This is a genomic window from Niallia yueguangensis (genome assembly GCF_052663115.1).
Window position 1 is genome coordinate 146,900 of record NZ_JBQTCX010000011.1, and the last position, 25,051, is coordinate 171,950.

Below are 25,051 nucleotides of genomic sequence, written 5' to 3' on the forward strand. Positions count from 1 at the left end.
ATATGGATAAAAAAGCCTATAATATAATTAAAGGTCAATAAAGGTCAAAGGGGGCTATTATTTATGAACATAGATCAAATGACAGAAAAAGTTCAATTAGCTTTTAGTGAAGCCCAAGCAAATGCAATCAAAGCAAAGCATCAAGAAGTCGATGATATCCATTTATTTCTAGCAATCATCGAGCAGCAAGATAATATATTACGATCTATATTAAATAAATTGGGCATTAACCATGAAATATTGATCAAGAAATTAACGAAAGAATTAGACAAAAAGCCAGAAGTTACATTAAGCAGTACAAACCAAGGGAACATTTATATTACAAGTACGCTGCAAAAAATAATCGTTCAAGCAGACGAGGAAAGAAAAAAGTTGGAGGATGAGTATCTTTCCGTTGAACATTTTATACTCGCCGTCTATTCAGAAAAAAACTCCACCGTTGGAAAAATCCTGAATGAGATGGATATAAGCAGAGAAAAATTAGTGAATGTAATGATGGAAATAAGGGGGAATCAAAAGGTGACATCCAAAAATCCGGAGGCAACATATGAAGCATTAACAAAGTATGGAAGGGATCTTGTTGCAGATGTTCGTGCGGGAAAAGTAGATCCTGTTATTGGAAGAGATAATGAAATCCGGCATGTTATTCGTATTTTATCAAGAAAAACAAAAAATAATCCTGTATTGATTGGCGAACCAGGCGTTGGGAAAACAGCTATAGTCGAGGGACTTGCCCAACGAATTGTCCGCAAAGATGTGCCAGAAGGCTTAAAAGATAAAACGATTTTTTCTCTTGATATGGGTGCTTTAATTGCTGGAGCAAAGTTTAGAGGAGAATTTGAAGAACGTTTAAAAGCTGTGCTGCATGAAGTAAAAAACAGCAATGGACAGATTCTTTTATTTATTGATGAACTCCATACAATCGTTGGTGCGGGAAAAACGGATGGAGCAATGGATGCTGGCAATATGCTAAAGCCGATGTTAGCGCGTGGGGAGTTGCACTGCATTGGTGCAACCACATTGGATGAACACCGTCAATATATTGAAAAAGATCCAGCTTTGGAGCGCCGTTTTCAGCAGGTGCTTGTATCGGAGCCTACGGTAGAAGATACAGTTTCTATCTTAAGGGGATTAAAAGAACGGTTTGAAATACACCATGGTGTCGCAATACAAGACCGAGCAATAATTGCTGCAGCAACGATGTCTGACCGATATATCACTGATCGTTTTCTACCGGATAAAGCAATTGATTTAATAGATGAAGCATGTGCGATGATTCGGACAGAAATTGATTCTATGCCAATTGAAATCGATGAATTAACGAGAAAAATTATGCAATTGGAAATTGAAGATGCAGCTCTTCAAAGGGAAGAGGATACTTTAAGTCAAGAGAGACTAAGCATCATTGGGAAAGAACTGGCAAATCTTCGTGAAAAAGCTAATGCATTAAAAGCGAAATGGCAATTAGAAAAAGAAGGGTTGCAGAAGATTCAAGAGAAAAAAGAAGAATTAGAAAAGAAAAAAAGAGAGCTGGAAGAGGCAGAAAACAATTACGATTTAAATAAAGCCGCAGAATTAAGACATGGAACAATTCCATTATTAGAAAAAGAACTGCAAAATTTAGAGGGAAATGTAAATGAAACGAAAGAACAACGATTATTGCGCGAGGAAGTAACAGAAGATGAAATTGCCAATATAGTAGCAAGATGGACAGGAATACCGGTTTCCAAATTGGTCGAAAAAGAGCGTGAGAAACTACTGAGGCTGGAAAATATTCTCCATGAAAGAGTAGTTGGGCAAACAGAGGCCGTTAAATTAGTCAGTGATGCGGTATTAAGAGCAAGAGCGGGCATAAAGGACCCGAATAGACCAATTGGATCATTTCTATTTTTAGGACCAACTGGTGTAGGGAAAACTGAATTGGCAAAAGCATTAGCAACTAGTTTATTTGACAGCGAAGACCAGATTATTCGTATTGATATGTCTGAATATATGGAAAAGCATGCTGTTTCTCGACTAATTGGAGCACCTCCAGGATATATAGGATACGAAGAGGGAGGCCAATTAACAGAAGCAATTAGAAGAAAACCATATTCTGTAGTACTGCTGGATGAAGTAGAAAAAGCCCATCCGGAAGTTTTTAATATTTTATTACAAGTATTGGATGATGGGAGAATAACGGATTCACAAGGTCGAACTGTTGATTTTAAAAATACGGTCATCATTATGACTTCCAATATTGGATCTCATCTTTTATTAGAGCAAACAGATCAAGAAGAAATAGCGGAGGAAACGAGAGCAGGGGTAATGTCTCAATTAAAGGCTCATTTTCGTCCAGAGTTTTTAAACAGGATTGATGAAATTATTCTGTTTAAGCCGTTGGCATTAACGGAAATCAAAGAAATTGTCTCTAAGTTAGTGGCGAGTTTACAAACAAGACTGAGTGATCAGCAAATTACGATTGCTATTTCAGATGATGCAAAAGAATATATAGCAGTTAATGGATTCGACCCAGTGTTTGGAGCAAGACCGCTTAAAAGGTTTTTACAAAGATCTGTTGAAACAGCGTTAGCAAGAGAAATTATTGCGGAAAAAATAAAAGAGGATGATAATGTCATTATTGATGTAAAAGACAATAAAATAGTATTAACACATCGATGATTACGAAAATGTCCTATAAAAAAGAGAGGGACGATGAAACATTATCCCTCTCTTTTCCTAATTCGATTATAGAACTATACTATGTAGCCGAATAAAAATAAGTTAAATTATTCTAGTTTTGATTGCTCAAACGTTCTATAATATAAATTAATGAACACCTTTTTCATGAGCATCATCATTTGGAAAAATGGACGCTAGCAAACTAACTAGAACAGTAAAAATAACACTTAGTATAACGCCAGTATTAAAGTTAAATGGAATCCCACTCATAGAGCTAATAACGTATGTTAACATTTGAGAAAGTAAGAATGCCCAAAAGAATGTTACGATCAAACGCATATTAATCACCTCATATAATTTCAATTCTTTTTCATCTTATCACAACGGATATAAATAATAAATGTCTATTCATTGACAGAAGCAATTTTTTAAATGATTCGTCATATGCTTTACAATTATACGAATTATTATCCTAGCCTTTAATGGCTACGTTTACATGCATCCCCAAAACAAATAGTGAAATATAGGCAGATTCCCTTACATTTTAATAAGTTACTCATACATTATAGTATGTATTCAAAAAAGAGGACAACAAGAGCCGAGAAGTTTAAGGACGTGGAGCCCCGTTGATAATTCTCTATTTATCGTCTAGGAAATTATAAACGAAATGGGATTGTGGATAACTTGGCGGTTGTGTCCACATCCAGCTCCAGCGCCTAGCTCTTGTGAAACATAACCTCATGCCTCTAAAAGTAAAAAGAACTTTTTGAGTCATGTGAACATTTTTCTTCAGAGCTGTTCAAGGCGCTTGCGCTTTTGTTCTTGGCTCTGTTAAATGCCGTTATTGATTTTCAAAAGGTCAGGGAATCCACTCCCTTCCGAGGACGAACTGGCAAGTCTTCTAGCTTGTACTTCTAATCGGGGGTCTTGCCAGCCCGTTTTTCCACAGGAGTATCGTAGATTCCCTTTCTATAAACAACATGATCGTTTAACAGAACCTATTTATTTAATACGTGAGGAGAGGAAAGCAAGATGACGCAAAAAATCGACCGGACTTATCTCTATAAAAAGAAATTGTAAAAAAGGAGTATTAGTGATGAAGAACCGAACCTTCCAATTGGATACCGAATGGAATATGATACACTATCCTCCTCAACCAAATGGTTTCGGTGTCTTAATTATTGGAGACGACAGGCATTATGTTAATAAATCAAACAGCTTTTGGATCCAAAATGAAGGGAAAAAACAACTAGTAGAATCGCTGCTAAAAAAAGGCTATACGATCTTTTATTCGAATTTATACGGGAAAAACTGGGGAAGCAACAAAGCATGTCAATTAGCAAAGCGTCTATATGAATTTATTATTCGTACAGAAATACTTAATCAAAAAATTCATATTATTGCAGAAGGAATGGGAGCGTTAATTGCAATAAAATTAATGAAAGAAATGAAGGGAAATATTCGCTCTGTTGTTCTTTTTAATCCGATTTTATCTTTAATCGAGCATGTTGAAAGGGAGAAAGAGCATAAATTCTTTTTCAAAAAACTGTGTAATGAAATTTCGATTGCATTTCATCTTCATGAGGATGAATTATTTTCTTTTTTACAAGGATATAAAGAATCTCAAATAGAAGAAGCAAATACGCCTGTAAAAATTATTCATATTCTTCATGATGGGAAATCGTATTATCAATCCAACTTCTTAAAAAAAACATCTGTAAAGTGGGAAAAGAAAAGTTTACCGATATTTGTTTCCTATGTATTGCCAGAAAAGCGAAGTGCGATACCTAATCAAGTCGTTGTTTTTTTTCAAGAATATGAAAAAGACTTATAAGTGCGTATTTATATGTTAATATTTTCAGAAATCTCTTCATGGGTTAATCCTAGAGGGATTTTTTTCTGTTTAGGCTACTCTGAAAAGTGTGGTGTTCTTGTGAGTAGTCCGCAGCCGGCATACACTTCGCTTTCCATGGGGCGGGCGTCGAGCCTCCTCGTCGCTAGCGCTCCTGCGGGGTCTCGGCTGTCCCGCTAATCCCATAGGAGTCTTCGTGTATGCCGGCTGCTCTGCGCTAAAAAATAGGGATACTGCTTCTTTTCATGCGCCATGGTGCGAATTTTATTAGCATGGGTGTCTACCCTGAAAAAAAGCCTGTTAAAAGCTTCTTCCTCGGAAAGCGAGTAAATTTCCTGACCATTATAAATCAACACTGAGATTTAACAGAGTCCTCTGTTTAAGAAAAGCTTGTTCTTTTATAAGAAGGATTTTTGGTGTTTACATCAGGACGAAATAATTGGGCGGTTATTGCATAGTATACACTAATGAAGATTTTTAGGAGGCATTATAATGGAGAAAGCAGTTATCGTTGGACCATATCATTTTATTGGAATTCACCTTTGTTCTGTTTTATTAGAGAAAGGTTACAACATAATAGGTATTTCCTATCCTAATGTGGAAATAGACAAATTGGAAGATAAAAAAATGGTTTTTGGGAGAAATTCAAACTTTATGGAAACTAAATGGTCATCTTTCGTTAACGAGATAAATCAGGACGAGATGCTGATTATTTTTGATTTCTATACTTTAGAAAAAGAAGATCAATTAGTGTCGCTGCTTTCAGCTGATCAAATGGAATTCATATTAATAGGAGAAAAAAGAAAAAAGAAAAAGATAGTGATAATATGTCCAAATAATATAGAAGAGGGCATTATAAATGAATGTAAACATTTGCTGGATGTACATCAAATTCGGTCTCAGGTGTTCTATTTACCAACTGTATATGGTCCTTGGCAGCCAGAAAATTTTTTATTTCAACAAATTTTAACAGGTACGGAAGAAAAGGCGATTCGACAGCATAAAAAGGAATATACAAAAGATGCTATTTATATCGAAGATGCGATGGAAGAATTAGTTAATCAAATATTGCAAGGAAAGGATAATGACTTTTTATTAAAAAGCAAAGTGGAAAATCATTGGCATAAATGCCTAGATTATCTTCAATGGCATCAAGAACGCAATGAAAACAACAACATCCCTTTCCAAGATACGATTTCAACTATTGCTGTAAATAATAAAAAAAACATATCTGAAAACTTGGAAGTACAAAGAAAGCATATTAAGATGTATATAGACTAATATTTTGGCTGTTTTCTAAAAGTTTGTTGTTATTGAATAAAATAATAAACATGGCTACGGGGTAAATTACAACAATCTATACCAAAACAGCCTTTATAAAAGAGAAATAGTACGACTAGAAAGGCAAAAAAAGATGCAAAAGATAAAAATAATTATAACAGTTTTGTTTCTTTTATCTTCCTTTTTTCTTGTTTCCTGTGGACAAGCTGATCGGGAAGGGAAGATGAAAAAAGTAGGATTGCTTGTTGAAGGAAGCATAAGTGATCAAATGTTGGGTACAAAAGGGTATAAAGGATTACTGACAATCCAGTCACAATACAATGTGGAAGCGTATTACAAGGAAGGGATTAATTCTAAGGCCATTACAGATAGAGCGATAAAGGAATTTGAAGGCAAAGGAATAAACATAATATTTGGTCAAGGCCAATTATTTGCAGAATACTTTAATACGATAGCAGATAAATATCCATCGATTCATTTTGTCAGTTTTAATGGAGAAGCAACAAAAAACAATACGACGACTGTTATATTAGAAGGCTATCCTATTGGCTTCTTTGCAGGGATGGTAGCTGGACATATGACGACAACAAATACGATAGCGAGTTTAGCTGCATTTGAGTCGCAGTCTGAAATACAAGGATTTATTGATGGAGCAAAATATGAAAACAGAAATGTAACAGTTAAAACATCCTATGTTTATGATTGGGATGATCAAGAAAATGCTCTATTGTTATTAAATGAGCAGTTAGAACAAAATGCGGATATTATTTATTCAGCAGGAAACGGCTTTAATATAGCTGTGATAGAGAAGTTGAAGGAAAAAGGCATATATGCGATTGGCTATACATCGGAACAATCAAGCTTAGGAAATTTTACTGTTTTAACGAGTACAATTCTGCATATTCCAGAAATTTATGATAAAATAGCAAAAGACTTTAATGAAGGAAAACTTCTGCCAGGTTCCTTGTATGTTGGAATAAAGGATAGATTTATTTCATTAGGAAAATTTAGTCCTAAAGTTGATAAAAACTTCACGGATCGAATCCAAAAAGAAATATCCCATTATATAAAAACAGGAGAATTGCCAGAAGAAAAAAACAAATAATTTGGAGGACAACACAATGACAACACAAGATAAAACAATGGAATTTATGCAAATTGCTATGAAATATTTACCAGATGCAAAAGCGGAACTAGAAAAAGCTGGAGTGGAATTATCATTTGAAATGATTGAACCATTTATGAGCTTATTTACAAAAGTAATGAACGAAGCATATGAATTAGGGAAGTTAGATGCTGAAAAGAAAGATAATTAAATTCTATAATAAAAGGTATTAAAGACTTACAGGCATCAAAAAAATGTCTATAAGTCTTTTTTTACTGTTTGAAAAAAACTGGCTATTATTTTAACCATTTTTTAATGAGCGGCGACATTTTTTTTATGAGTGGTTTCAGTTCATTCGCAGATGTCATGAAACTATCCACATTTTTCATTAATAAGTTGATATCTATTTGATCTAGAAAATTTGTTATGGCGTCAAATTTTCCTTCTTGTTCTTGATCTGCTTCTTTACTCTCTCTATTACTTCCTAAAATCCATGCATCTCCACGGTTTCTATTTGTTGTTATTTCTTCTTGATCTGCTTCTTTTCTTCGATTTGAAGGATAGTTTGTACCAAACATAAAATTGGTAAGACGATCTGTATGTTGCTTGTGATCTAGTGATTCTTGATCCTCCTGTCTTTCTTGATCCTCGTCCATGATTACGCCTCCAATACATAAAATTAGTTAGTACTATCCTATGTACGAATATAGTAGTTGATTAGACAATGGCGTAGTGAAACTAAAAAATGTTGCAAAAGTTCATGATTTTTTGATAAAATTAGTACCAAGTCATAATATTTGATAATAATATAATAAGAACAAATTGTTTTATAAAAAATCTACTTGCTTTAACGTTTTTCTTAGTAAGATAAGATAGCATAAATTTTTGAAGTTAGATGAATGTCTAGCTTCGGCGCCTTTCTTATAAGAAATCGGAGAATGAATGGAGAAGTAGTAGATTAAACTAAAACAATAATATAAGAAGTTGCATATTATTTTGAAAAGGGAAGTTTATACCGTATAATCGGTCATATTAAAGGAGCTGAGAGCTTTGGGCACAGGAATTATTGGCATTGGACGCGCATTGCCTGAAAAAATATTAACGAATTTTGATTTAGAAAAAATGGTAGACACAAATGATGAATGGATTCGTACAAGAACTGGAATCGAAGAAAGAAGAATTGCAGATGATCAGACAAATACGTCGGATATTGGATATGAAGCAGCTAAAAAAGCGATAGAAGACGCAAATATATCGCCTGATGAAATTGATCTTATTTTAGTAGCCACTATTACACCAGATCAGCCATTTCCTTCTGTTGCTTGCATGCTTCAAGAACGATTAGGTGCAACAAAAGCAGCAGCATTTGATCTTAGTGCAGCATGTGCAGGATTTATGTATGGTATGGTAACTGCTAAACAATTTATTGATAATAATGTTTATAAGCATGTTTTAGTTGTTGGTGTTGAGAAACTATCGAAAATTACGAATTGGGAAGACAGAAATACAGCCGTTCTTTTTGGAGATGGAGCAGGAGCAGTTGTATTAGGGAAAGTATCAGAAGGCAGAGGAATTCTTTCATTTGAATTAGGCGCTGATGGTTCTGGCGGCAAACATCTTTATCAAGATGAGTTTATTCAAATGAATGGACGAGAAGTGTTTAAGTTTGCTGTTCGTCAAATGGGAGAAAGCAGTGAAAATGTTCTAGTTAAAGCAGGACTATCAAAAGAAGATGTTGATTTTCTCATTCCTCATCAAGCGAATATTCGCATCATGGAAGCGTCTAGACAAAGATTAAATCTGCCAGAAGAGAAATTATCAAAAACCGTTCACAAATACGGAAATACAAGTGCAGCATCCATTCCTATTTCTCTTGTGGAGGAGTTGGAAGCAGGAAAAATTAAAGATGATGATGTAATTGTTATGGTTGGATTTGGCGGCGGCTTAACATGGGGCGCAATTGCTATTCGTTGGGGAAAATAATGTTTTATTTAGGCTGTTTTCTAAAAGTTGGTTATTTTTGAATAAAATAATAACCATGGTTGATGTACTGAGCAGCCTGAAGACTTCTGCTTAGAAAAGCGAGAAAGACGAGACTTGTGCAGGAGCATAGCGACGAGGAGGCTCGGCACTCGCTAAGCAAGAAGTGAAGTGTATTCAGGCTGCGGGGTAAATAACAATAATCTATACGAAAAGAGTCTTTTATTAAGATATGACAAATGATGATTATAGTAAATTCAACCGAAATACTTGATTTTTCATATATATACTAATGATAGAAAAAGGAGAATTGAGACATGACAAAAAGAAGAGTTGTAGTTACAGGAATAGGAGCAGTAACGCCCCTTGGGAATGATGCAACAACAACATGGGAAAACATTGTTAAAGGTGTTTCTGGTATTGGGCCATTAACAAGGGTTAATGCTGATGAATATCCGGCAAAAGTTGCTGCGGAATTAAAAGACTTTCATGCAGAAGAGTTTATGGATAAAAAAGATGCAAGAAAAATGGACCGTTTTACTCAATATGCACTTGCAGCTTCCTTAATGGCAGTAAAAGATGCTGATTTAAAAATTACGGATGAAAATGCACCTCGTATTGGAGTATGGATTGGGTCTGGTATTGGTGGCATGGAAACATTCGAAAATCAATTTGAAATTTTCCAAAAAAGAGGCTATAAGCGTGTAAGTCCATTCTTTGTACCAATGTTAATTCCTGATATGGCAACTGGCCAAGTATCTATTACACTTGGTGCAAAAGGAGTAAACTCATGTACAGTAACTGCATGTGCAACAGGAACAAACTCAATTGGAGATGCGTTTAAAGTCATTCAACGCGGAGACGCAGATGCGATGATTACTGGCGGAGCGGAAGCACCAATTACGAGAATGTCAGTTGCTGGCTTCTGTGCTAACACTGCTTTATCAACAAATCCAGATCCAAAAACGGCAAGCAGACCATTTGATGCGAATCGTGATGGGTTTGTAATGGGAGAAGGAGCCGGAATCCTAGTATTAGAAGAATTAGAGCATGCTTTAAATAGAGGTGCAACTATTTACGCAGAAATCGTAGGCTACGGAGCAACAGGAGATGCGTATCATATCACTTCCCCTGCACCTGAAGGAGAAGGCGGCGCAAGAGCAATGAAAATGGCCATTGATGATGCTGGCTTGCAGCCGGAAGATGTATCCTACATTAATGCACATGGAACAAGTACAGCATACAACGATAAATTTGAAACAATGGCAGTGAAATCAGTATTTGGCGAGTATGCATACAAAGTACCTATGAGCAGTACAAAATCGATGACAGGTCATCTATTAGGAGCAGCAGGAGGAGTAGAAGCAATCTTTAGTATTTTAGCGATTAAAGACAGTGTACTTCCTCCAACCATTAATTTTGAAACGCCAGACCCAGATTGTGATCTAGATTATGTAGTAAATACACATCGAAAACAAGAAGTAAATGTGGCGATGAGCAATTCATTAGGATTTGGCGGCCATAACGCAACGATTATTTTTAAAAAATATCAATAATGTTAGCAGAGTAGTTCCGTTTGGGGGGCTGCTCTTTTTTATGGAGAAGGGGTCGGAGCTTCGCCAATATTAATGGAATAATAAGATGGATAGTGCTCCGTAGTTTGTTTTAATCCTTATTAAGAGTAGAGTGGCTCCGCTCGCGCCGCCTTTATTAGGTTTGTATCTGCCTTTATTTTCATTTTGATGGTGAAGACGAGGGACGAGTCTCCATGGGAGTTTTTTATGGAAATACGGGATAGGAATAAATCATGCTTCCTCTTCACCATTTATAAAAATCAACATAAATTATTAAATCCGGTCTCATAGCTGAACTTACATGAAAATTTACCAAATATATGAATAATACGTGTAAAGGGTGAACATGGAATGGGGTAATCGATACAAATAAATGGTTAGAAGAAGATTTTTTATCTCCTGTAAAAATTTGCAAAGAATTTCAATCATTATTTAATGATGATCATCCAAGAAGGATTTATCAATATTTAATGAGTTATGGCATGTATAAACCGTCTCGCAACACAAAAGAAACCTTTGATTTATTAGTAGAAAAGGATGTTTGGAATACCGTTCGTAAATATGATGAAAAATACAAAAAAAAATGGAAAGGTCCTGATATTCCTATTTATATCTTCCCATTTCAACCTTCCAGAAAGAGAACAGAAAATAAATCAGGAGTTTCTTTTTCAGACAAACTATTTCTATTTGTAGGAAACATAGAAGATGCAAAAGAATTAGAAGCATTATTTATTCATGAATACCATCATGTTTGCCGCATTCATCATCAAAAGAAAAACATGGAAGAATATACACTGCTAGATTCCATTGTGATGGAAGGATTGGCCGAATATGCCGTTAAATTACATTGTGGCGAAAAATATAATGCAAGCTGGTGTCATTTGTATAAAGAAGAGGAAATAAGGAAGTTTTGGAAGGAAGACATAGTGGAGAATTTAGACATTAAAAAATCGGAACATTTACATGATGTATTATTATATGGTTTAGGCAGATACCCATATATGCTGGGATATAGTTGTGGATATTATATTATTAAAAGTTTCGTCAAACAAAATAACTTTTCTGAAAAATCATATTTTCTATTGGAAAGCGAAAATTTTGTAAGTGAAAGCACGCTAACAAAAGACTAGAAACCTTGTATTAGATGGGTTCTAGTCTTTTCAAAAGGCTGTTTTCGTATAGAATGTTGCATTTAAACTCGCAGCCTGAATACACTTCGTCCGTTTAGCGAGCGTCGAGCCTCCTCGTTGCATACGCTCCTGTGGGGTCTCGTCTTTCTCGCATTCCCACAGGAGTCTACGTGTATTCAGTCTGCTGAGTACTTCGTCTCCAATTTTTTATGTGAAAAACAACAAATTTTGAGAAAACAGCCTTTCAAAAAATACTTGTTTTTGAAAACAAAATGAATAAGCAATATAACAATACAGATGCAGTTACAATATGTGAAGCTCCATCCTTTTTTCACAAAAGAAACATTTAACAGTATAAGCAAAAAACAGGAATAAATTTACTGCTGTCTGCCCATACTGATTGACAAACAGTTGATGAAGTGAGGGGTTAAAATATGCATTATCTTCATGATGTTTGGGTAAATTGGTTTGAAGGGGAAGAAAATGGTTATAATATTTGTCATTTTCATGAATGGCGGAAAGATGATAGTGTGGAGTTGTTAGATCAAGTTCCGTTGTTGAAAATTGATTCTGTTCTATTTAACTACATAGAAAACGATTTAGCGGAATTGCCACGAGAATTGCTGGATGAAATTTATCAAAAAGCTTATTTGCGAAAAAACCATGAAAGAATACAGCTTGATTATTGTTTTGCGATATCAGATGGCGTAGATATATTGGTAGTCGACACCATTGGATATTCCATTCCGATTAGAAAAAGCCGAATGATTCCTAGGCAAGAGCAATTAGCATATGAGTTAGTAGAAAACCAAGAAACAATTCATTATGACTATCTTGTGAAAGAAGAAAAAAAGGAATTTCATATTTTGTCTCCGGAACCTCTAATAATGAATGGCTTAACAAGGAAAGAAAGGCAACTCAAGCAATTGCTTTTTATGGCGCTGGATCAGCTGCATTCTTCAGAAAACGTAGCGGAAGTTCGGTACTGGTACACGGAGTGGAGTCCAGAGCGGTATTTTGATATTCAGCATTTAAACTTTGAACATGCTTGGAATGAACTATATGAACGTACAAAACATGGCTGGACCGAAAAGCATGAGCATTTTTGCGAAAAGATTATTAAAGGACAACCATTTTTTGAAAAGCTATGGGAGATGGAGCATGGTCCGAAAGTAAATTAAAAAAGAGCTGGCTGCCAGCTCTTTTTAGTTTGTCTATAAAGTGATTTGCAATGCGCTTCTGCTTTTTATTGTCTAGCTTCAGCGCCTAGCCCCTGTGAAAGATAACTTCTTGTCTCTAAAAGTAAAAGACACTTTTTGAGACAAGAGAACATTTTTCTTCGGGGCTGACCAAGGCGCTTCCGCTTTTCTTCACTATCTTCGTTTGCGGCCTAGTCCCATTGCATTTTCCATCTTTTTCACCATTTTGCCTGCTACTTTATTTGCTTTTTCAGCGCCCATATCCAAAATTTCATCAAGCTCTGAGGAAGCCATTAATTCTTTATATTTTTCTTGAATTGGCTGTAACTTCTCAACCACTACATTTGCTAAATCTGCTTTAAAGTCTCCATAACCTTTTCCTTCATATTTTGCTTCCAGACTTTCGATGCTTTCTCCAGAAAGAATGGAATAAATAGAAAGTAAGTTGGAAACACCTGGTTTATTTTCTTTATCATATTTTACAATGCCTTCAGAATCAGTAACGGCACTCTTAATTTTTTTCACAATAACAGAAGGTTCATCTAAAAGAGTAATGGTTGCTTTTTTATTTGGATCTGATTTACTCATTTTTTTTGTCGGTTCTTGCAGCGACATAATACGTGCCCCAACTTTTGGAATGCGCACCTCTGGGATTGTTAGAATGTCATTGTATTTATTGTTAAATCTTTGTGCTAAATCACGAGTTAATTCTAAGTGTTGTTTTTGATCTTCTCCTACAGGAACAATATCAGTGCTGTATAAAAGAATATCTGCAGCCATTAATGGCGGGTACGTTAATAAAGCAGAAGAAACTGCATCTTTACCAGCCGATTTATCTTTAAACTGCGTCATTCTTTCTAATTCACCGATATATGAGACGCATTGCATGATCCAAGCGCCTTGTGCATGTGCTGGCACTTCCGATTGGATAAATAATGTTGCCTTACTTGGATCAATGCCAACTGCTAAATAAAGTGCTGCTAAACTGCGAATATTATTTCTTAGTACTAGACGATCTTGTGGAACGGTAATAGCATGTTGATCCACAATGCAAAAATAACAGTTGTATTCGTTTTGCAATTCAACAAATTGACTTAATGCGCCAATATAATTTCCTAATGTAATGGTTCCACTTGGCTGGATGCCAGAAAATATTGTTTTCATTGAGTATGTCCTCCAGATATTAAATGTTTTGAAAAAAGTTCATCAGTGTTTTTTTAGATGGCTACCCTGAAAAGAAATTCCGCAGCGTGAATACACTACGCTTTCCGCGGGCGAGCGCCGAGCCGCTTCGTCGCTACGCTCCTGCAGGGTCTCGTCTATCTCGCTTTCCCGCAGGAGTCTTCGTGTATTCACGCTGCTCTGCGCTATAAATGTGGAGACTGCTTCTTTCCAAGCGCCATGGTGCAAATTTTGTTGCATGGGTGTCTACCCTGAAAAGAAGTTCCGCAGCGTGAATACACTACGCTTTCCGTGGGCGAGCGTCGAGCCTCCTCGTCGCATACGCTCCTGTGGGGTCTCGTCTTTCTCGCATTCCCATAGGAGTCTACGTGTATTCAGTCTGATGAGTACTTTTTCTCCCCTTTTTTTACTTAAAAAACAACAAACTTTGAGAAAACAGCCTTTTTTAAAAAGATAAAAAGTATAAGTCTTCTGAAGTCTGACGGTTGTCTAGCTCCTGCCTACGCTTTTCTTATAAATGCAAAAAGGACCACACGTCTCTACTGTTACATAGGGACGAATGGTCCGCGGTGCCACCCTAAATTGCTTACAGAGGATGTTCAAAAGTCACAAAATGATAAGCGTCGAATCTCTTCGTTCGCTTGCTTCTAATTTGTTCCCTTTTTGAACACACACTTAAAAAGCCACTTTCACCTTGTTAACGAAAGGCAATCGCTGAAATATAGTTTGCAAAAAAAGCATTTCCACTTCAGTGCTCAAAAGTCCATTCCTTATTCATGGATGTTTGTTTTCACCTGCCACAAACTCTCTAAAAACCATGTGTATAAGTACTACTCTTTATCAATGCAATTATTTAAATATTATGGATAAGTATAGTCTTAAATTATCCTATTTCAAAAAAAAAATCAAGTAAACTCTGAGAAAATAATGAAAAGGAACTGCTGAATGGATGATGAAATATGAAAATAAACTACTATATTAACATCACATTTTGTCATAAAATTCATAAATATAAATATGAATATCAATAACAAAAATCATAAAAAAACAAGGCCTCTTCCATATCTACATGGGATTAGCCTTGTTTTTTCTTATTTATGAGTAGGACTGCTCTCCGCATTTGCAATTTCCTTTGCAAGATCTGCGTTATCAATATTAGCAATGAAAAAATCTTCTGTGTTAGGCAGCTGTAGATTCATGTTCAGCTTTTGAGAAATACGTATGGTGACTCGGTCCACTGTATAATCAAAAACATGACCGCCAACTTTTCTTCCGTCATCAATAAAGTGCAGGTGATAGCCGGCAACAGCTATTCCGTGTGCGTATTGAGGTGTCCGGAAGCCTGCGATAGTTCCTTTAATGTCTTCGAAGTCAAAAATCGGCTGTGATTTTACTGCTTCAACCATTGGTACATACGGTTTTTCCTGAAGCTCCACTGTTCTTGTCTGAACTTTTTTGAAGACACCATCTATTCGTATTGCGTAGAATAGGTTTTTACTTGGCAAAATACGATCTATTTCTTTCTCAAGTTCTTCTAATGTCATTTGCTGATTAATTTCATGGACGAGATCTTCTTCGAAAAAAGTGAGAGAGCAAAACGGTGATTTGTCCTCTCCTTTTACTGGAGTGGCTGTTCCGTTTGAACGAAGGCGATAAAAGCTGCCGTCAAAGCCAATTAATTCTCCATCGAGTTTATTAAAGGTGCCAATGCCAAAGTCCCCATGCTTTGGTATTTCACTTAAAGAAAAATCTCCGTCATAGACAGCTTCCAACAATGAAGTCATAGTGGAAACTTGATATACTTCTTGGTTATTTTTTTGTTGATCTTGGTTAATTCCTGTTTGTAAAGGGTTTAACATACCCAAAATGATCACTCCTTTTGTCAATTCTTTATTTAAAGGGAGTATAACTTTTTGAAGTTAGACAAGTGTCTAGCTTCGACGTACATGATGTACTAGTGCCGGCGTCGCCAAGCCCCTGTGGAAAATAACGTCTCTATAAGCAATAAATACTTGTTGAGCTTAGAAAACATTATTCTTCAGGGCTGAGCAGGGCGCCATTGCTTTTCTTATTTAGAATGCCAAAGTGTTTTCTCTCTTAATTTCTGTTCAAATTGCTTTGGCCATTTTTGACTTGCGAGATCTTTGTTGTCAGAGTAATCAATAGGGATGTCGATTATAACCGGTCCTTCTTGTTCCAACCCTTTTTTCAACACTTCTGAAAGCTGATCAGGAGAATCGACTCTAAGCCCTGTTGCACCAAAGCTTTCTGCGTATTTAACGAGGTCAATCTGTCCGAATTCAACACATGATTTTCGTTTATACTTCATCATTTGCTGGAAGGCTACCATATCGTACGTGCTGTCATTCCAAACAAGATGAACAATATTTGCCTTCATGCGTACAGCAGTTTCCAGTTCCATCGCAGAAAAAAGAAATCCGCCGTCGCCAGATACGGAGATGACCTTTTCGTTTGGGTTAATGATAGCTGCTGCAATTGCCCATGGAAGAGCGACACCGAGCGTTTGCATGCCATTGCTAATAAGTAGTTTGTTCGGTTCATAAGAGCGGAAATGGCGTGACATCCAAATGCCGTGTGAACCGATATCGCAAGTTACCGTTACATCATCGGCGATCAGCTTTCTTAATTCACTAATAACCTGAAGAGGATGCGAGCGGTCTTTATTGTCGGTTTGCGGTACCTGTTCCATGTCATGAAGAAGCTGTTTTAGCTCTGAAAGGAAATGATTTTGCTCGTTGTCAAGGCTAACATGGAAACAATCATGTTCCATCTTTTCAATTGTCGATGCAATATCTCCTATTAGTTCAAGTTCTGGCTGATAAAAATGATCGATGTCTGCCTGTATTTCATCTACGTGAATAATCGTTCGATTTCCGTTTGCGTTCCAAAATTTTGGATCATACTCAATCGGGTCATAACCGATGGAAAGCACAACATCTGCCTGTTCAATCAGCAGATCACCCGGTTGATTATGAAATAAACCGATACGGCCAAAATATTGATCTTCAAGCTCTCGCGAAAGAGTGCCTGCACCTTGATAAGTTTCAACAAACGGCAAGCCGAGCTTGTGAAGCAGTTTTCGGGTGGCTTTAACTGCTGCTGGTCTGCCTCCTTTCATGCCTACAATCGCAACCGGCAGATGAGCATTTTGAATTTTTGAGATTGCTGAAGTAATGATGTCTTCCTGTGCTGGCCCTAGCTTTGGAGATGGAAGGGCAGAGACAGCCTTTGCCGTCGTTTTTTCTGTAATAACATCTTGGGGAAAACTAATAAAAGCTGCTCCAGATTGACCAGACTTAGCAGCTCGGAATGCATTGGTCAATGCTTCGGGTATATTGTTTACATCTTGGACTTCTACACTATATTTAGTAACAGACTTAAATAATGCAGCGTTGTCTAATGATTGATGAGTCCGCTTTAATCGATCTGCTCTAATGACATTTCCGGCAATTGCCACTACCGGATCTCCTTCTGAATTAGCGGTTAATAATCCTGTGGCAAGATTGGATGCTCCTGGTCCTGAGGTAACAAGGCATACGCCAGGTTTGCCAGTCAGTCTCCCAAATGCAGCAGCCATAAATGCTGCATTTTGTTCATGTCTGCATAAGATTAGTTCTGGGCCTCTATCCTCCAGTGCATCAAATACTGCGTCAATCTTTGCACCCGGTATAGCGAATACATGGGTGACACCTTGTGCTATCAACGTATCAACAACAAGCTCTGCACCACGTTTTGTATAAAAGCTTTCTTCATGAAGATTCATGACCCTTCACTCCTTAAAATGTAATTCTTTATGAAATAGTAGATTTCATGATAATATTTACTATACGTGCAACATGATAATATTTCCAATATACATTTAACGAGTGTTTGATATGTTTTGCGAATGAATAAATAAGGAGTTGCTTATTATGGAGCTTAGACAGCTGCAATATTTTGTCACTTTAGCAGAGGAGCTTCATTTTGGAAGAGCTGCAGCAAGATTGAATATGACGCAGCCACCGCTTAGCCAGCAAATAAAGCATCTGGAGGAAGAGGTGGGTTTTCCGTTGTTTCATAGATCTAATCGACTTGTCGAATTGACGGAAGCAGGAAATGTGTTTTTAAGTCAAGTCCGTACCGTTTTGAATCAGCTGAACAAGGCGGTGGAAACGGCAAGTCTTACAGCAAGGGGAGAGCTTGGGAAAATTGTCATTGGATTTGTTGGATCAGCTACATATGAAATTTTACCGCCAGCAATTAGGGAATTCAGAAGTATGTATCCTTCAGTGGATATTGATCTTCGTCAATTATCTATTCCTAAGCAATTAACCGCATTATTACAAGGGGAAATTGATATTGGTTTTTTACACCCTCCAGTCTCAAGTGATGAGCTGATTAGCAAAAGCCTTATGCAAAGTGACAGTATTTTTGTTATACCAAAAGATCATCGTTTAGCTAAACAAGAAAACATTTCAATAAAGGATATAAAGGATGAGGCGATTATCTCTTTGTCAAAAGGTGCGTGGCCTTCTTTGTATACCAATTTCGTCAGTCTATGTGAAAAGTACGGATTTCAACCGAATATTGTACAAGAGTCGACTGACTGCCAAATGGTGATTGGATTAGTCACAGCAGGAATAGGTATTGCTGTTATTCCAACAACAGCAAAAAATCCTCATAACTTAGATGTAGTTTATAAAAAGATTGAAAAGGATGAACTAATTGCGGAATGGATTATTTCTTATAAAAGGGAAAATCATAATCCAGCCCTCTTTCATTTTGTTCATCATGTATTACATAAAATGAGCTCGTCATAACGAGATAGCTGGTTGTTACATCTTGCAGGCGAGCGTAAAAAAAATTTTCTGAGACAGTAAATTTTTAATAGTTCTGTCTCCTTTTTTTAGTTAGGAGCTGTTAAACTTGCCTGTTGATTTCAGCGATAGCGTTCGCTTTCCGCGGGCGGTTCGGGAGCCTCCTCGGCGCTTTACGGAGGTCACTGAAAAAGTGGATGCTCTGAAATATAGATAGTGGAAATCCAAGCAATCAGATCAGATGTTTTTGTTCGGTTTTCCGAGGCTTACCACACGCTTTCCGCGGGGCGAGCGCCGAGCCTCCTCGTCGCTTTGCTCCTGTGGGGTCTCGCCTGTCTCGCTAATCCCGCAGGAGTCGTGGGGACGCCTCTCCTAACCAACATGATGGTCGTTTTCAAACACTCTATACCATTTTTATCCTACTTAATATAAGTGTTTTACCTATAATTTATATAATAAAACACTTCTTCAGTGGTCTCGCTTTTCCAGCAGGAGTCTCACGCCTGGGACGAAAATCAATATCGTGCCAAAATCAACTATGAGCTTTAATATAGCCTTTAGTTAAAGAAAAAAATAGAAAATTAAATCCACTTCTGCAAATTGGATGCCCAACATAAAATTATCTTGTTACAATATTAGGAAACGGGTAATTGTAATGTGAATGATTGATTTTGTGAATAATGATAAATAGAACGGAAAAAGATTTGTGTAAATGGGGGAAAAGTTATGATAAAAAGAATCAATCGATTAACGGTTTTTTTGCTGCTGATTATTTTTATAATGCCTGCTTCCATTTTTGTTAAGAGAGTGGAAGGAGCGCGAAGCTATTCTTTACAACCAGAGAAAAAGGTCAGCATGTCAATAAAGAATATCCCAGATGGTTTTCCGAGATTAAAAAATTCTGCCTTTTCTTTTACCTATCCTGATGCAGTAAGAGGAGTATATGTAAATGCACACTCTGCGGGAGGGGAAAAGTGGAACGAGTTGATTTCCTTGCTTAATAAAACGGATTTAAATGCAATGGTGATTGACTTTAAAGACGATTTCGGAAATCTTACGTATAAACCAGCAAAAGAATCGCCTTTTTATTCCATTGGGAAATCATATATTTCAAGTATGCCTTTCATGTTGCAGCAGTTAGAAAAAGAAAAAATATACCCAATTGCAAGGGTAGTCGTTTTTAAAGATACTTTATTGGCAGCAAAAAAGCCTGAATGGTCCTTTATGAATGGAAAGAATGTTTGGAAAAATGGCAGACAAGAATCATTTGTTAATCCATTTCAAAAAGAAGTATGGGATTATAATGTAAATATTGCAATAGAAGCAGCAAGAATGGGGTTTCAGGAAATTCAATTTGATTATGTTCGGTTTCCTGAAGGGTTTGAAGGAAAAGAAGCAAAGTTAAGCTATTCAAAAGGCGACTATGATCATTTAAATGGTAATGAAGGGGAAAAAAGAGTAAAGGCAGTATCTGATTTCGTAAAATATGCGAAAGAGAAATTAAAACCATATGATGTTAAAGTCTCTGTCGATATCTTTGGTTATACGGCAACATTAAAGGAAGCACCAGGGATTGGGCAGAATTTTTCAAAAATAAGCGACCATGTAGATGTCATCTCCTCCATGATTTATCCTAGCCACTGGAGTGCGTATTTTGGTATAGATAAACCGGATTTACATCCATATCAACTAGTTAATGAGTATATAAAAGTAGAAAAAAACAAGTTAGGAAAAAGAAAAAATGCACCTGTTTCCAGACCATGGCTGCAAGATTTTACCGCCTCATGGTTAGGTGAAGGCAATTATCAGCATTATGGTGTAAAACAAATGGAAGATCAAATTAGAGCACTGCAAGATAATGGCGTAAATGAGTTTTTATTATGGAATGCAGCAAGCAATTATACAAAAAATGTTGACTATACACCAGAAAGGAAAAAATAAACAAAGCTTGAGGTGATAAAAAATATGCATTGGTATGACAAATTAAATGAATATTTTCCAATAGAAGAAATGAAATCACAAGAACATATGGAAGCATTGTTAAAAGATTTTCCAGATACTTATCATAAAGACGAAGGCAAGTATCATGTTTTGATGTATGTGGAGGTAGATGATTTTATTTTTATTGATTATTTATATGTTTCCACAGAAGCAAGAGGAAAAGGAATAGGGCATAAATTGCTGCAAAAACTAAAAGATAAAGGCAAACCAATTATTTTAGAAGTAGAGCCGGTTGACTATAAAGATACGGATACACAAAAAAGGGTAAAGTTTTATCAAAGAGAAGGTTTTCAACATGCAAAAACAATTGGATATAAACGAAAATCGCTGGCTACAAACACAGTAAATAAAATGGAAATCTTATATTGGGCACCAAATAATGAAGGGGAAGAAGTTGTTTATCAAGCTCTTATAAAAACGTATAAGAAAATACATACGTATAATGATAAACAATTTTATGGTCAATCGTATGAACCTGCAGAACAAGTTATTTTTGTACATGACGATCCTGAAAAAGAAAATATTTTTGATGAAATTTGACCAATTTTGTAGATTTATGAAAAATAGTATGTATGTTTGTATCGAATTTTCAATAAAAATGTCTTAATTGAGAATAAATAGAAGGTAAAATAAAGATGCAACGGGTTGAAATTTTCTTGTAATAGAAAAGAAATATGGTTAATAAATAAAAAAAATGAAACCTTTTTGCTTTTCAATCGTCTATATTAATAACCTGCAACAAATAATAGAATTCCTAAACTTTTGTGGAAGAATTCTAAAAAAAGGAGGAGAAACCAACAAAAAATAATCATGATTCGTACGAAAAAGTCATATTATGTAGGAAGTAAAAAAAATTTATGCAACAGAGAATGATATTTTAAAAAACATATACCAAATTATCAATATATAGTGTATAATAATCAATATAAATTACTTGATTAAACTAATTATAATTTAAGAATTTGATGAACTCAAGTAGTTGTAATAGTAACTTAAATACATGTCTAAATAAAGGGAGTGTGAATTTGTAAAATGGTCACATTATACACTTCACCAAGTTGTACATCTTGTAGAAAAGCAAAAGCATGGTTAGAAGAACATGATATAGCTTATAAAGAAAGAAATATTTTTTCTGAACCACTTTCCATCGAAGAAATTAAAGAAATACTTCGCATGACAGAGGATGGTACAGACGAGATTATTTCAACACGAAGCAAAACATTTCAAAAGCTGAATGTTAACTTAGAAACAATGCCATTACAAGATTTATTTGGACTAATAAAAGATAATCCAGGGCTTTTACGCCGTCCAATTATTATTGATGAAAAAAGACTTCAAGTTGGCTATAACGAAGATGAAATTCGTCGTTTCTTACCAAGAAAAGTACGTACTTTCCAATTGCGTGAAGCACAGCGGTTAGTTAATTAATATAGCTTGATTTTTATAGAGGTCTGACTATTTCTATACCTATTTTTATTATTGGTATAGAGATGTCAGACCTTTTTATATAGTACTAGCATAAAAATGCTTAAAAAGTGATAAAATTTGTGCAGATAAACGGATAATGGTAAAATACAGGGTAATCATCCATTTTGTTATCATCAGGATATAGAATGGAATAGAATACTTATTGCATGCTTATTCTTTTGATTGAAATATTTTTTAGCGGTAATACTACTAAGTACAAATGTGAAAAATCTTTGAATAGGCATATAATGGTTTTTCTAATTCTCAGTATATTTTAATTCCATTTCATTCGCTTTTGTCATAGAATATATAAGTACAAGGAGTAAACAATAAGACGAGTATCTGTATGGGGGTATTAGTCCCTTCCATCATAGCCTGAAGGGAGTGTTACAGAATGGAAATTGAACGTATTAATGATCATACAGTAAAGTTTTATATTTCGTACATTGATATAGAAGAACGCGGTTTTAAGCGTGAGGAAATTTGGTATAACAGGGAAAGAAGCGAAGAACTTTTTTGGGAAATGATGGATGAAGTACATCAAGAAGAAGATTTTATTTTAGATGGTCCATTATGGATACAAGTTCAAGCATTAGATAAAGGGCTAGAAATATTAGTGACTAGAGCACAGCTATCAAAGGATGGTCAAAAGTTTGAAATTTCAATCCCAGAAGAAAAATTGAAAGATTTACCGGTAGATGGCTTTGAAGAATTAATGGAAGAGCATTTTACGGTAAATGATAGTGATGGTGACTTTGAGGATCCATTAGAGTTTATTATTGCATTTAAGGATTTTGAAGATATCATTTCCCTTTCTAAACTTCAGGGAATAAACGATCTGGATACAAAATTATACAGCTATGAAAACCAGTATTATTTATATGTGGAATTCTTAGATGAAACAATAGAAGAAGACGATGTGGATAACGCATTAAGTATTCTTTTAGAATATGGTCATGAAACACAAATGACGGTCCATGTATTAGAAGAATATGGGAATATAATAATTGAAAATGAAGTATTTACTGAATTAAAAAAGTATTTTCATTAAAGAATGCCGATTTCATTTGAAATCGGTATTTTTTAACTAAAAATTAGTTTGTGAAGTAGAGTGGGATTCGTTGTATTCGGGTATAATTTCACTGGAGATGATAAAAAACTTTTTAAATTAGACAGAGAAGTATGGGCGGGTGTTTTGAATGAATCATACAGCTAGGTTAAGTATTTTTTTGGCAGTAGCAGGACTTTTTGTTTATATTTCTAACTTTTTTATTACGATCAAAGGTGGAGTATATGGACAGCTAAGCTTAGTCATTAGCTTGTCTGTTACTTTTATTGGGTTTGTTATTTTTTTTGAAAATAGACACCCAACACAAACATTAACTTGGTTGATTGTTTTAGGAAGTTTTCCGATTGTCGGTTTTATTTTTTATTTACTATTTGGAAGAAATTATCGAAAGGAACGAATCTACCGGGAAAAGTATTTTTTAGATAAAGAAATGTTTCTGCGTATAGAAACGGAAATGCGTGATGGATCAGAAGAGAAAATAGAAAAATTAGAAGTGCACCAACGGAATCTTTTTCGTTTAGCTGAAAAATTAGGAAATACTCCGATTTCTTTTGGTACCTCAACGAATGTACTAACAAATGGGGATGAAACATTTTCCGCTATTATTCAAGCACTAAATATGGCTAAACATCATATTCACTTAGAGTATTATATTGTGCGCCATGATAAGATTGGCGAAGAAATTAAATCTGTGTTAATAAAGAAGGCAAAAGAAGGGGTGAAAATCCGATTTCTTTATGATGCAGTTGGGTCTTGGCAATTGTCGAAAAAATTTATTAATCAGCTAAAGCATGCAGGGGTAGAGATGGTTGCATTTGGTCCAGTAAGAATGCCTGTTTTAAACAGCAAATTTAATTTCCGAAACCATCGTAAAATTATTGTAATTGACGGAAGTATTGGTTTTGTTGGCGGATTAAATATAGGGGATGAATATTTAGGTCGAAATGCATCAGTTGGATTTTGGCGAGATACGCATTTAATGGTAAAAGGAGAAGCAGTTCGAACGCTGCAGTTAATTTTTTTGCAAGATTGGTTTTATATGACAAACAGCAGTTTTTTAACAAATGAATATTTATCACCTATTTCAGAAGAGAATACACATGGTGGTGTTCAGTTAATTGCAGGTGGTCCTGATAATGAATGGAGCGTAATTAAAAATATATTTTTTAGCATGATGACATCTGCGACAAAATCGATTTGGATTGCTACTCCCTATTTTATTCCAGATGAAGATATTTTTTCTGCTATAAACATTGCTGCATTAAGTGGCTTAGATGTGCGATTATTAGTTCCAAATAAGCCAGATAAAAGAATTGTTTTTCATGCATCTCGTTCTTATTTTCCTGAACTGCTAGAAGCTGGTGTGAAAATATATGAATATGAAAAAGGGTTTATGCATAGCAAAATCGTTGTAGTAGATGGAGAGATTGCTTCAATAGGGACTTGTAATATGGATATGCGCAGCTTCCATCTCAATTTTGAAGTAAGTGCATTTTTATATAAAACGAAAAGCACGAAACAACTAGTAAATGAATTAGTAAATGATATGGACCATGCGAAAGAATTAAAAGCGGAATCTTTCAATAAAAGACATGTAGGCTTTCGGATTCTTGAATCTACTTCAAGATTATTGTCTCCTTTATTATAAATAGTAACTCAAACTTCGCAGTTATAAATTCCTCTTCATGTATTGCCATAACTTAGTTTAGAGCAATTAGAAAAGGGTGATTGAT

The 25,051-nt window shown here is 35.5% G+C and carries 20 protein-coding genes and 1 other annotated feature; of the genes, 15 read left to right on the forward strand and 5 right to left on the reverse strand.

The features are described from left to right. Positions 1-63 precede the first annotated feature (63 nt). Entirely contained in the window at positions 64-2,661 is a 2,598-nt protein-coding gene (gene clpB / locus ACTYA4_RS12415; RefSeq protein ID WP_443481863.1) for an ATP-dependent chaperone ClpB, read from the forward strand. Between the two features lie 147 nt (positions 2,662-2,808). On the opposite strand, the gene ACTYA4_RS12420 is transcribed toward clpB, so the two are convergent. Continuing rightward, positions 2,809-3,000: a YjzD family protein gene (locus ACTYA4_RS12420; protein ID WP_443481864.1), complete on the reverse strand. Its 192-nt coding sequence runs from the start codon at positions 2,998-3,000 to the stop codon at positions 2,809-2,811. A 757-nt stretch (positions 3,001-3,757) separates the two neighbouring features. Here ACTYA4_RS12420 and ACTYA4_RS12425 point away from each other — a divergent pair. From ACTYA4_RS12425 to ACTYA4_RS12440, 4 genes are all read left to right on the forward strand, one after another. Beyond that, positions 3,758-4,495 carry a lipase family protein gene (locus ACTYA4_RS12425; RefSeq protein WP_443481865.1) on the forward strand — a complete coding sequence of 246 codons (738 nt, stop codon included), beginning with the start codon at positions 3,758-3,760 and terminating at the stop codon, positions 4,493-4,495. 510 nt (positions 4,496-5,005) lie between these two features. After that, entirely contained in the window at positions 5,006-5,794 is a 789-nt protein-coding gene (locus ACTYA4_RS12430) for a hypothetical protein (protein ID WP_443481866.1), read from the forward strand. 223 nt (positions 5,795-6,017) lie between these two features. Further along, a complete protein-coding gene (locus ACTYA4_RS12435; protein ID WP_443481867.1) occupies positions 6,018-6,899 on the forward strand; it encodes a BMP family ABC transporter substrate-binding protein in 882 nt (293 codons plus the stop codon). Positions 6,900-6,915: 16 nt separating this feature from the next. Then, positions 6,916-7,110, forward strand: a complete 195-nt coding sequence (locus tag ACTYA4_RS12440; protein ID WP_443481868.1) for a ComZ family protein — start codon at positions 6,916-6,918, stop codon at positions 7,108-7,110. 85 nt (positions 7,111-7,195) lie between these two features. Here the strand turns inward: ACTYA4_RS12440 and ACTYA4_RS12445 are convergent, their stop codons facing one another. Next, entirely contained in the window at positions 7,196-7,555 is a 360-nt protein-coding gene (locus ACTYA4_RS12445; protein WP_443481869.1) for a hypothetical protein, read from the reverse strand. A 394-nt stretch (positions 7,556-7,949) separates the two neighbouring features. On the opposite strand from ACTYA4_RS12445, the gene ACTYA4_RS12450 reads away from it, so the two are divergent. The 4 genes from ACTYA4_RS12450 (at position 7,950) to ACTYA4_RS12465 (ending at position 12,764) form a co-directional block, all read left to right on the forward strand. After that, positions 7,950-8,882, forward strand: coding sequence for a beta-ketoacyl-ACP synthase III (locus tag ACTYA4_RS12450; RefSeq protein ID WP_443481870.1), 933 nt, complete (start codon positions 7,950-7,952; stop codon positions 8,880-8,882). A gap of 314 nt (positions 8,883-9,196) precedes the next feature. Beyond that, the gene (fabF, locus tag ACTYA4_RS12455) at positions 9,197-10,435 is read left to right on the forward strand and encodes a beta-ketoacyl-ACP synthase II (RefSeq protein WP_443481871.1); all 1,239 of its coding nucleotides are present in this window, start codon (positions 9,197-9,199) and stop codon (positions 10,433-10,435) included. A 500-nt stretch (positions 10,436-10,935) separates the two neighbouring features. After that, complete coding sequence (locus tag ACTYA4_RS12460) at positions 10,936-11,583, forward strand: DUF2268 domain-containing putative Zn-dependent protease (RefSeq protein WP_443481872.1); 648 nt, start codon at positions 10,936-10,938, stop codon at positions 11,581-11,583. 434 nt (positions 11,584-12,017) lie between these two features. Continuing rightward, complete coding sequence (locus tag ACTYA4_RS12465; protein ID WP_443481873.1) at positions 12,018-12,764, forward strand: YjbA family protein; 747 nt, start codon at positions 12,018-12,020, stop codon at positions 12,762-12,764. Positions 12,765-12,956: 192 nt separating this feature from the next. Here the strand turns inward: ACTYA4_RS12465 and trpS are convergent, their stop codons facing one another. The 3 genes from trpS to alsS form a co-directional block, all read right to left on the reverse strand. After that, a complete protein-coding gene (gene trpS / locus ACTYA4_RS12470) occupies positions 12,957-13,946 on the reverse strand; it encodes a tryptophan--tRNA ligase (protein WP_443481874.1) in 990 nt (329 codons plus the stop codon). Between the two features lie 566 nt (positions 13,947-14,512). Then, positions 14,513-14,817 (reverse strand) — a binding site (T-box leader). A gap of 238 nt (positions 14,818-15,055) precedes the next feature. Further along, positions 15,056-15,823: an acetolactate decarboxylase gene (budA, locus tag ACTYA4_RS12475; protein ID WP_443481172.1), complete on the reverse strand. Its 768-nt coding sequence runs from the start codon at positions 15,821-15,823 to the stop codon at positions 15,056-15,058. Between the two features lie 209 nt (positions 15,824-16,032). Then, complete coding sequence (gene alsS / locus ACTYA4_RS12480) at positions 16,033-17,748, reverse strand: acetolactate synthase AlsS (protein WP_443481156.1); 1,716 nt, start codon at positions 17,746-17,748, stop codon at positions 16,033-16,035. 148 nt (positions 17,749-17,896) lie between these two features. Here alsS and alsR point away from each other — a divergent pair, with 148 nt between their 5' ends. The 6 genes from alsR to cls all read left to right on the forward strand — a co-directional run bounded on the left by alsR (position 17,897) and on the right by cls (position 24,966). Beyond that, positions 17,897-18,784 carry an acetoin biosynthesis transcriptional regulator AlsR gene (alsR, locus tag ACTYA4_RS12485; RefSeq protein WP_443481155.1) on the forward strand — a complete coding sequence of 296 codons (888 nt, stop codon included), beginning with the start codon at positions 17,897-17,899 and terminating at the stop codon, positions 18,782-18,784. Between the two features lie 777 nt (positions 18,785-19,561). Further along, a complete protein-coding gene (locus tag ACTYA4_RS12490; RefSeq protein WP_445505676.1) occupies positions 19,562-20,722 on the forward strand; it encodes a putative glycoside hydrolase in 1,161 nt (386 codons plus the stop codon). Between the two features lie 24 nt (positions 20,723-20,746). After that, positions 20,747-21,322: a GNAT family N-acetyltransferase gene (locus tag ACTYA4_RS12495; protein ID WP_443481154.1), complete on the forward strand. Its 576-nt coding sequence runs from the start codon at positions 20,747-20,749 to the stop codon at positions 21,320-21,322. Positions 21,323-21,814: 492 nt separating this feature from the next. Next, complete coding sequence (gene spxA / locus ACTYA4_RS12500) at positions 21,815-22,210, forward strand: transcriptional regulator SpxA (RefSeq protein ID WP_248560495.1); 396 nt, start codon at positions 21,815-21,817, stop codon at positions 22,208-22,210. 433 nt (positions 22,211-22,643) lie between these two features. Next, on the forward strand, positions 22,644-23,300 hold the full coding sequence (gene mecA, locus ACTYA4_RS12505; RefSeq protein ID WP_443481153.1) for an adaptor protein MecA: 657 nt from the start codon (positions 22,644-22,646) through the stop codon (positions 23,298-23,300). A 148-nt stretch (positions 23,301-23,448) separates the two neighbouring features. Further along, complete coding sequence (gene cls / locus ACTYA4_RS12510) at positions 23,449-24,966, forward strand: cardiolipin synthase (RefSeq protein WP_443481152.1); 1,518 nt, start codon at positions 23,449-23,451, stop codon at positions 24,964-24,966. Positions 24,967-25,051 lie beyond the last annotated feature (85 nt).

What these genes read in the sequence shown, in the direction of transcription:
- ACTYA4_RS12495 (WP_443481154.1), top strand. Translation starts at nt 20,747, where the DNA reads ATGCATTGGTATGACAAATTAAATGAATATTTTCCAATAGAAGAAATG.
- trpS (WP_443481874.1), bottom strand. Translation starts at nt 13,946, where the DNA reads ATGAAAACAATATTTTCTGGCATCCAGCCAAGTGGAACCATTACATTA.
- ACTYA4_RS12435 (WP_443481867.1), top strand. Translation starts at nt 6,018, where the DNA reads ATGAAAAAAGTAGGATTGCTTGTTGAAGGAAGCATAAGTGATCAAATG.
- spxA (WP_248560495.1), top strand. Translation starts at nt 21,815, where the DNA reads ATGGTCACATTATACACTTCACCAAGTTGTACATCTTGTAGAAAAGCA.
- ACTYA4_RS12420 (WP_443481864.1), bottom strand. Translation starts at nt 3,000, where the DNA reads ATGCGTTTGATCGTAACATTCTTTTGGGCATTCTTACTTTCTCAAATG.
- ACTYA4_RS12445 (WP_443481869.1), bottom strand. Translation starts at nt 7,555, where the DNA reads ATGGACGAGGATCAAGAAAGACAGGAGGATCAAGAATCACTAGATCAC.
- alsS (WP_443481156.1), bottom strand. Translation starts at nt 17,748, where the DNA reads ATGAATCTTCATGAAGAAAGCTTTTATACAAAACGTGGTGCAGAGCTT.
- alsR (WP_443481155.1), top strand. Translation starts at nt 17,897, where the DNA reads ATGGAGCTTAGACAGCTGCAATATTTTGTCACTTTAGCAGAGGAGCTT.
- ACTYA4_RS12430 (WP_443481866.1), top strand. Translation starts at nt 5,006, where the DNA reads ATGGAGAAAGCAGTTATCGTTGGACCATATCATTTTATTGGAATTCAC.
- budA (WP_443481172.1), bottom strand. Translation starts at nt 15,823, where the DNA reads ATGTTAAACCCTTTACAAACAGGAATTAACCAAGATCAACAAAAAAAT.
- clpB (WP_443481863.1), top strand. Translation starts at nt 64, where the DNA reads ATGAACATAGATCAAATGACAGAAAAAGTTCAATTAGCTTTTAGTGAA.
- ACTYA4_RS12490 (WP_445505676.1), top strand. Translation starts at nt 19,562, where the DNA reads ATGCCTGCTTCCATTTTTGTTAAGAGAGTGGAAGGAGCGCGAAGCTAT.
- mecA (WP_443481153.1), top strand. Translation starts at nt 22,644, where the DNA reads ATGGAAATTGAACGTATTAATGATCATACAGTAAAGTTTTATATTTCG.
- fabF (WP_443481871.1), top strand. Translation starts at nt 9,197, where the DNA reads ATGACAAAAAGAAGAGTTGTAGTTACAGGAATAGGAGCAGTAACGCCC.
- ACTYA4_RS12465 (WP_443481873.1), top strand. Translation starts at nt 12,018, where the DNA reads ATGCATTATCTTCATGATGTTTGGGTAAATTGGTTTGAAGGGGAAGAA.
- cls (WP_443481152.1), top strand. Translation starts at nt 23,449, where the DNA reads ATGAATCATACAGCTAGGTTAAGTATTTTTTTGGCAGTAGCAGGACTT.
- ACTYA4_RS12425 (WP_443481865.1), top strand. Translation starts at nt 3,758, where the DNA reads ATGAAGAACCGAACCTTCCAATTGGATACCGAATGGAATATGATACAC.
- ACTYA4_RS12460 (WP_443481872.1), top strand. Translation starts at nt 10,936, where the DNA reads ATGTATAAACCGTCTCGCAACACAAAAGAAACCTTTGATTTATTAGTA.
- ACTYA4_RS12440 (WP_443481868.1), top strand. Translation starts at nt 6,916, where the DNA reads ATGACAACACAAGATAAAACAATGGAATTTATGCAAATTGCTATGAAA.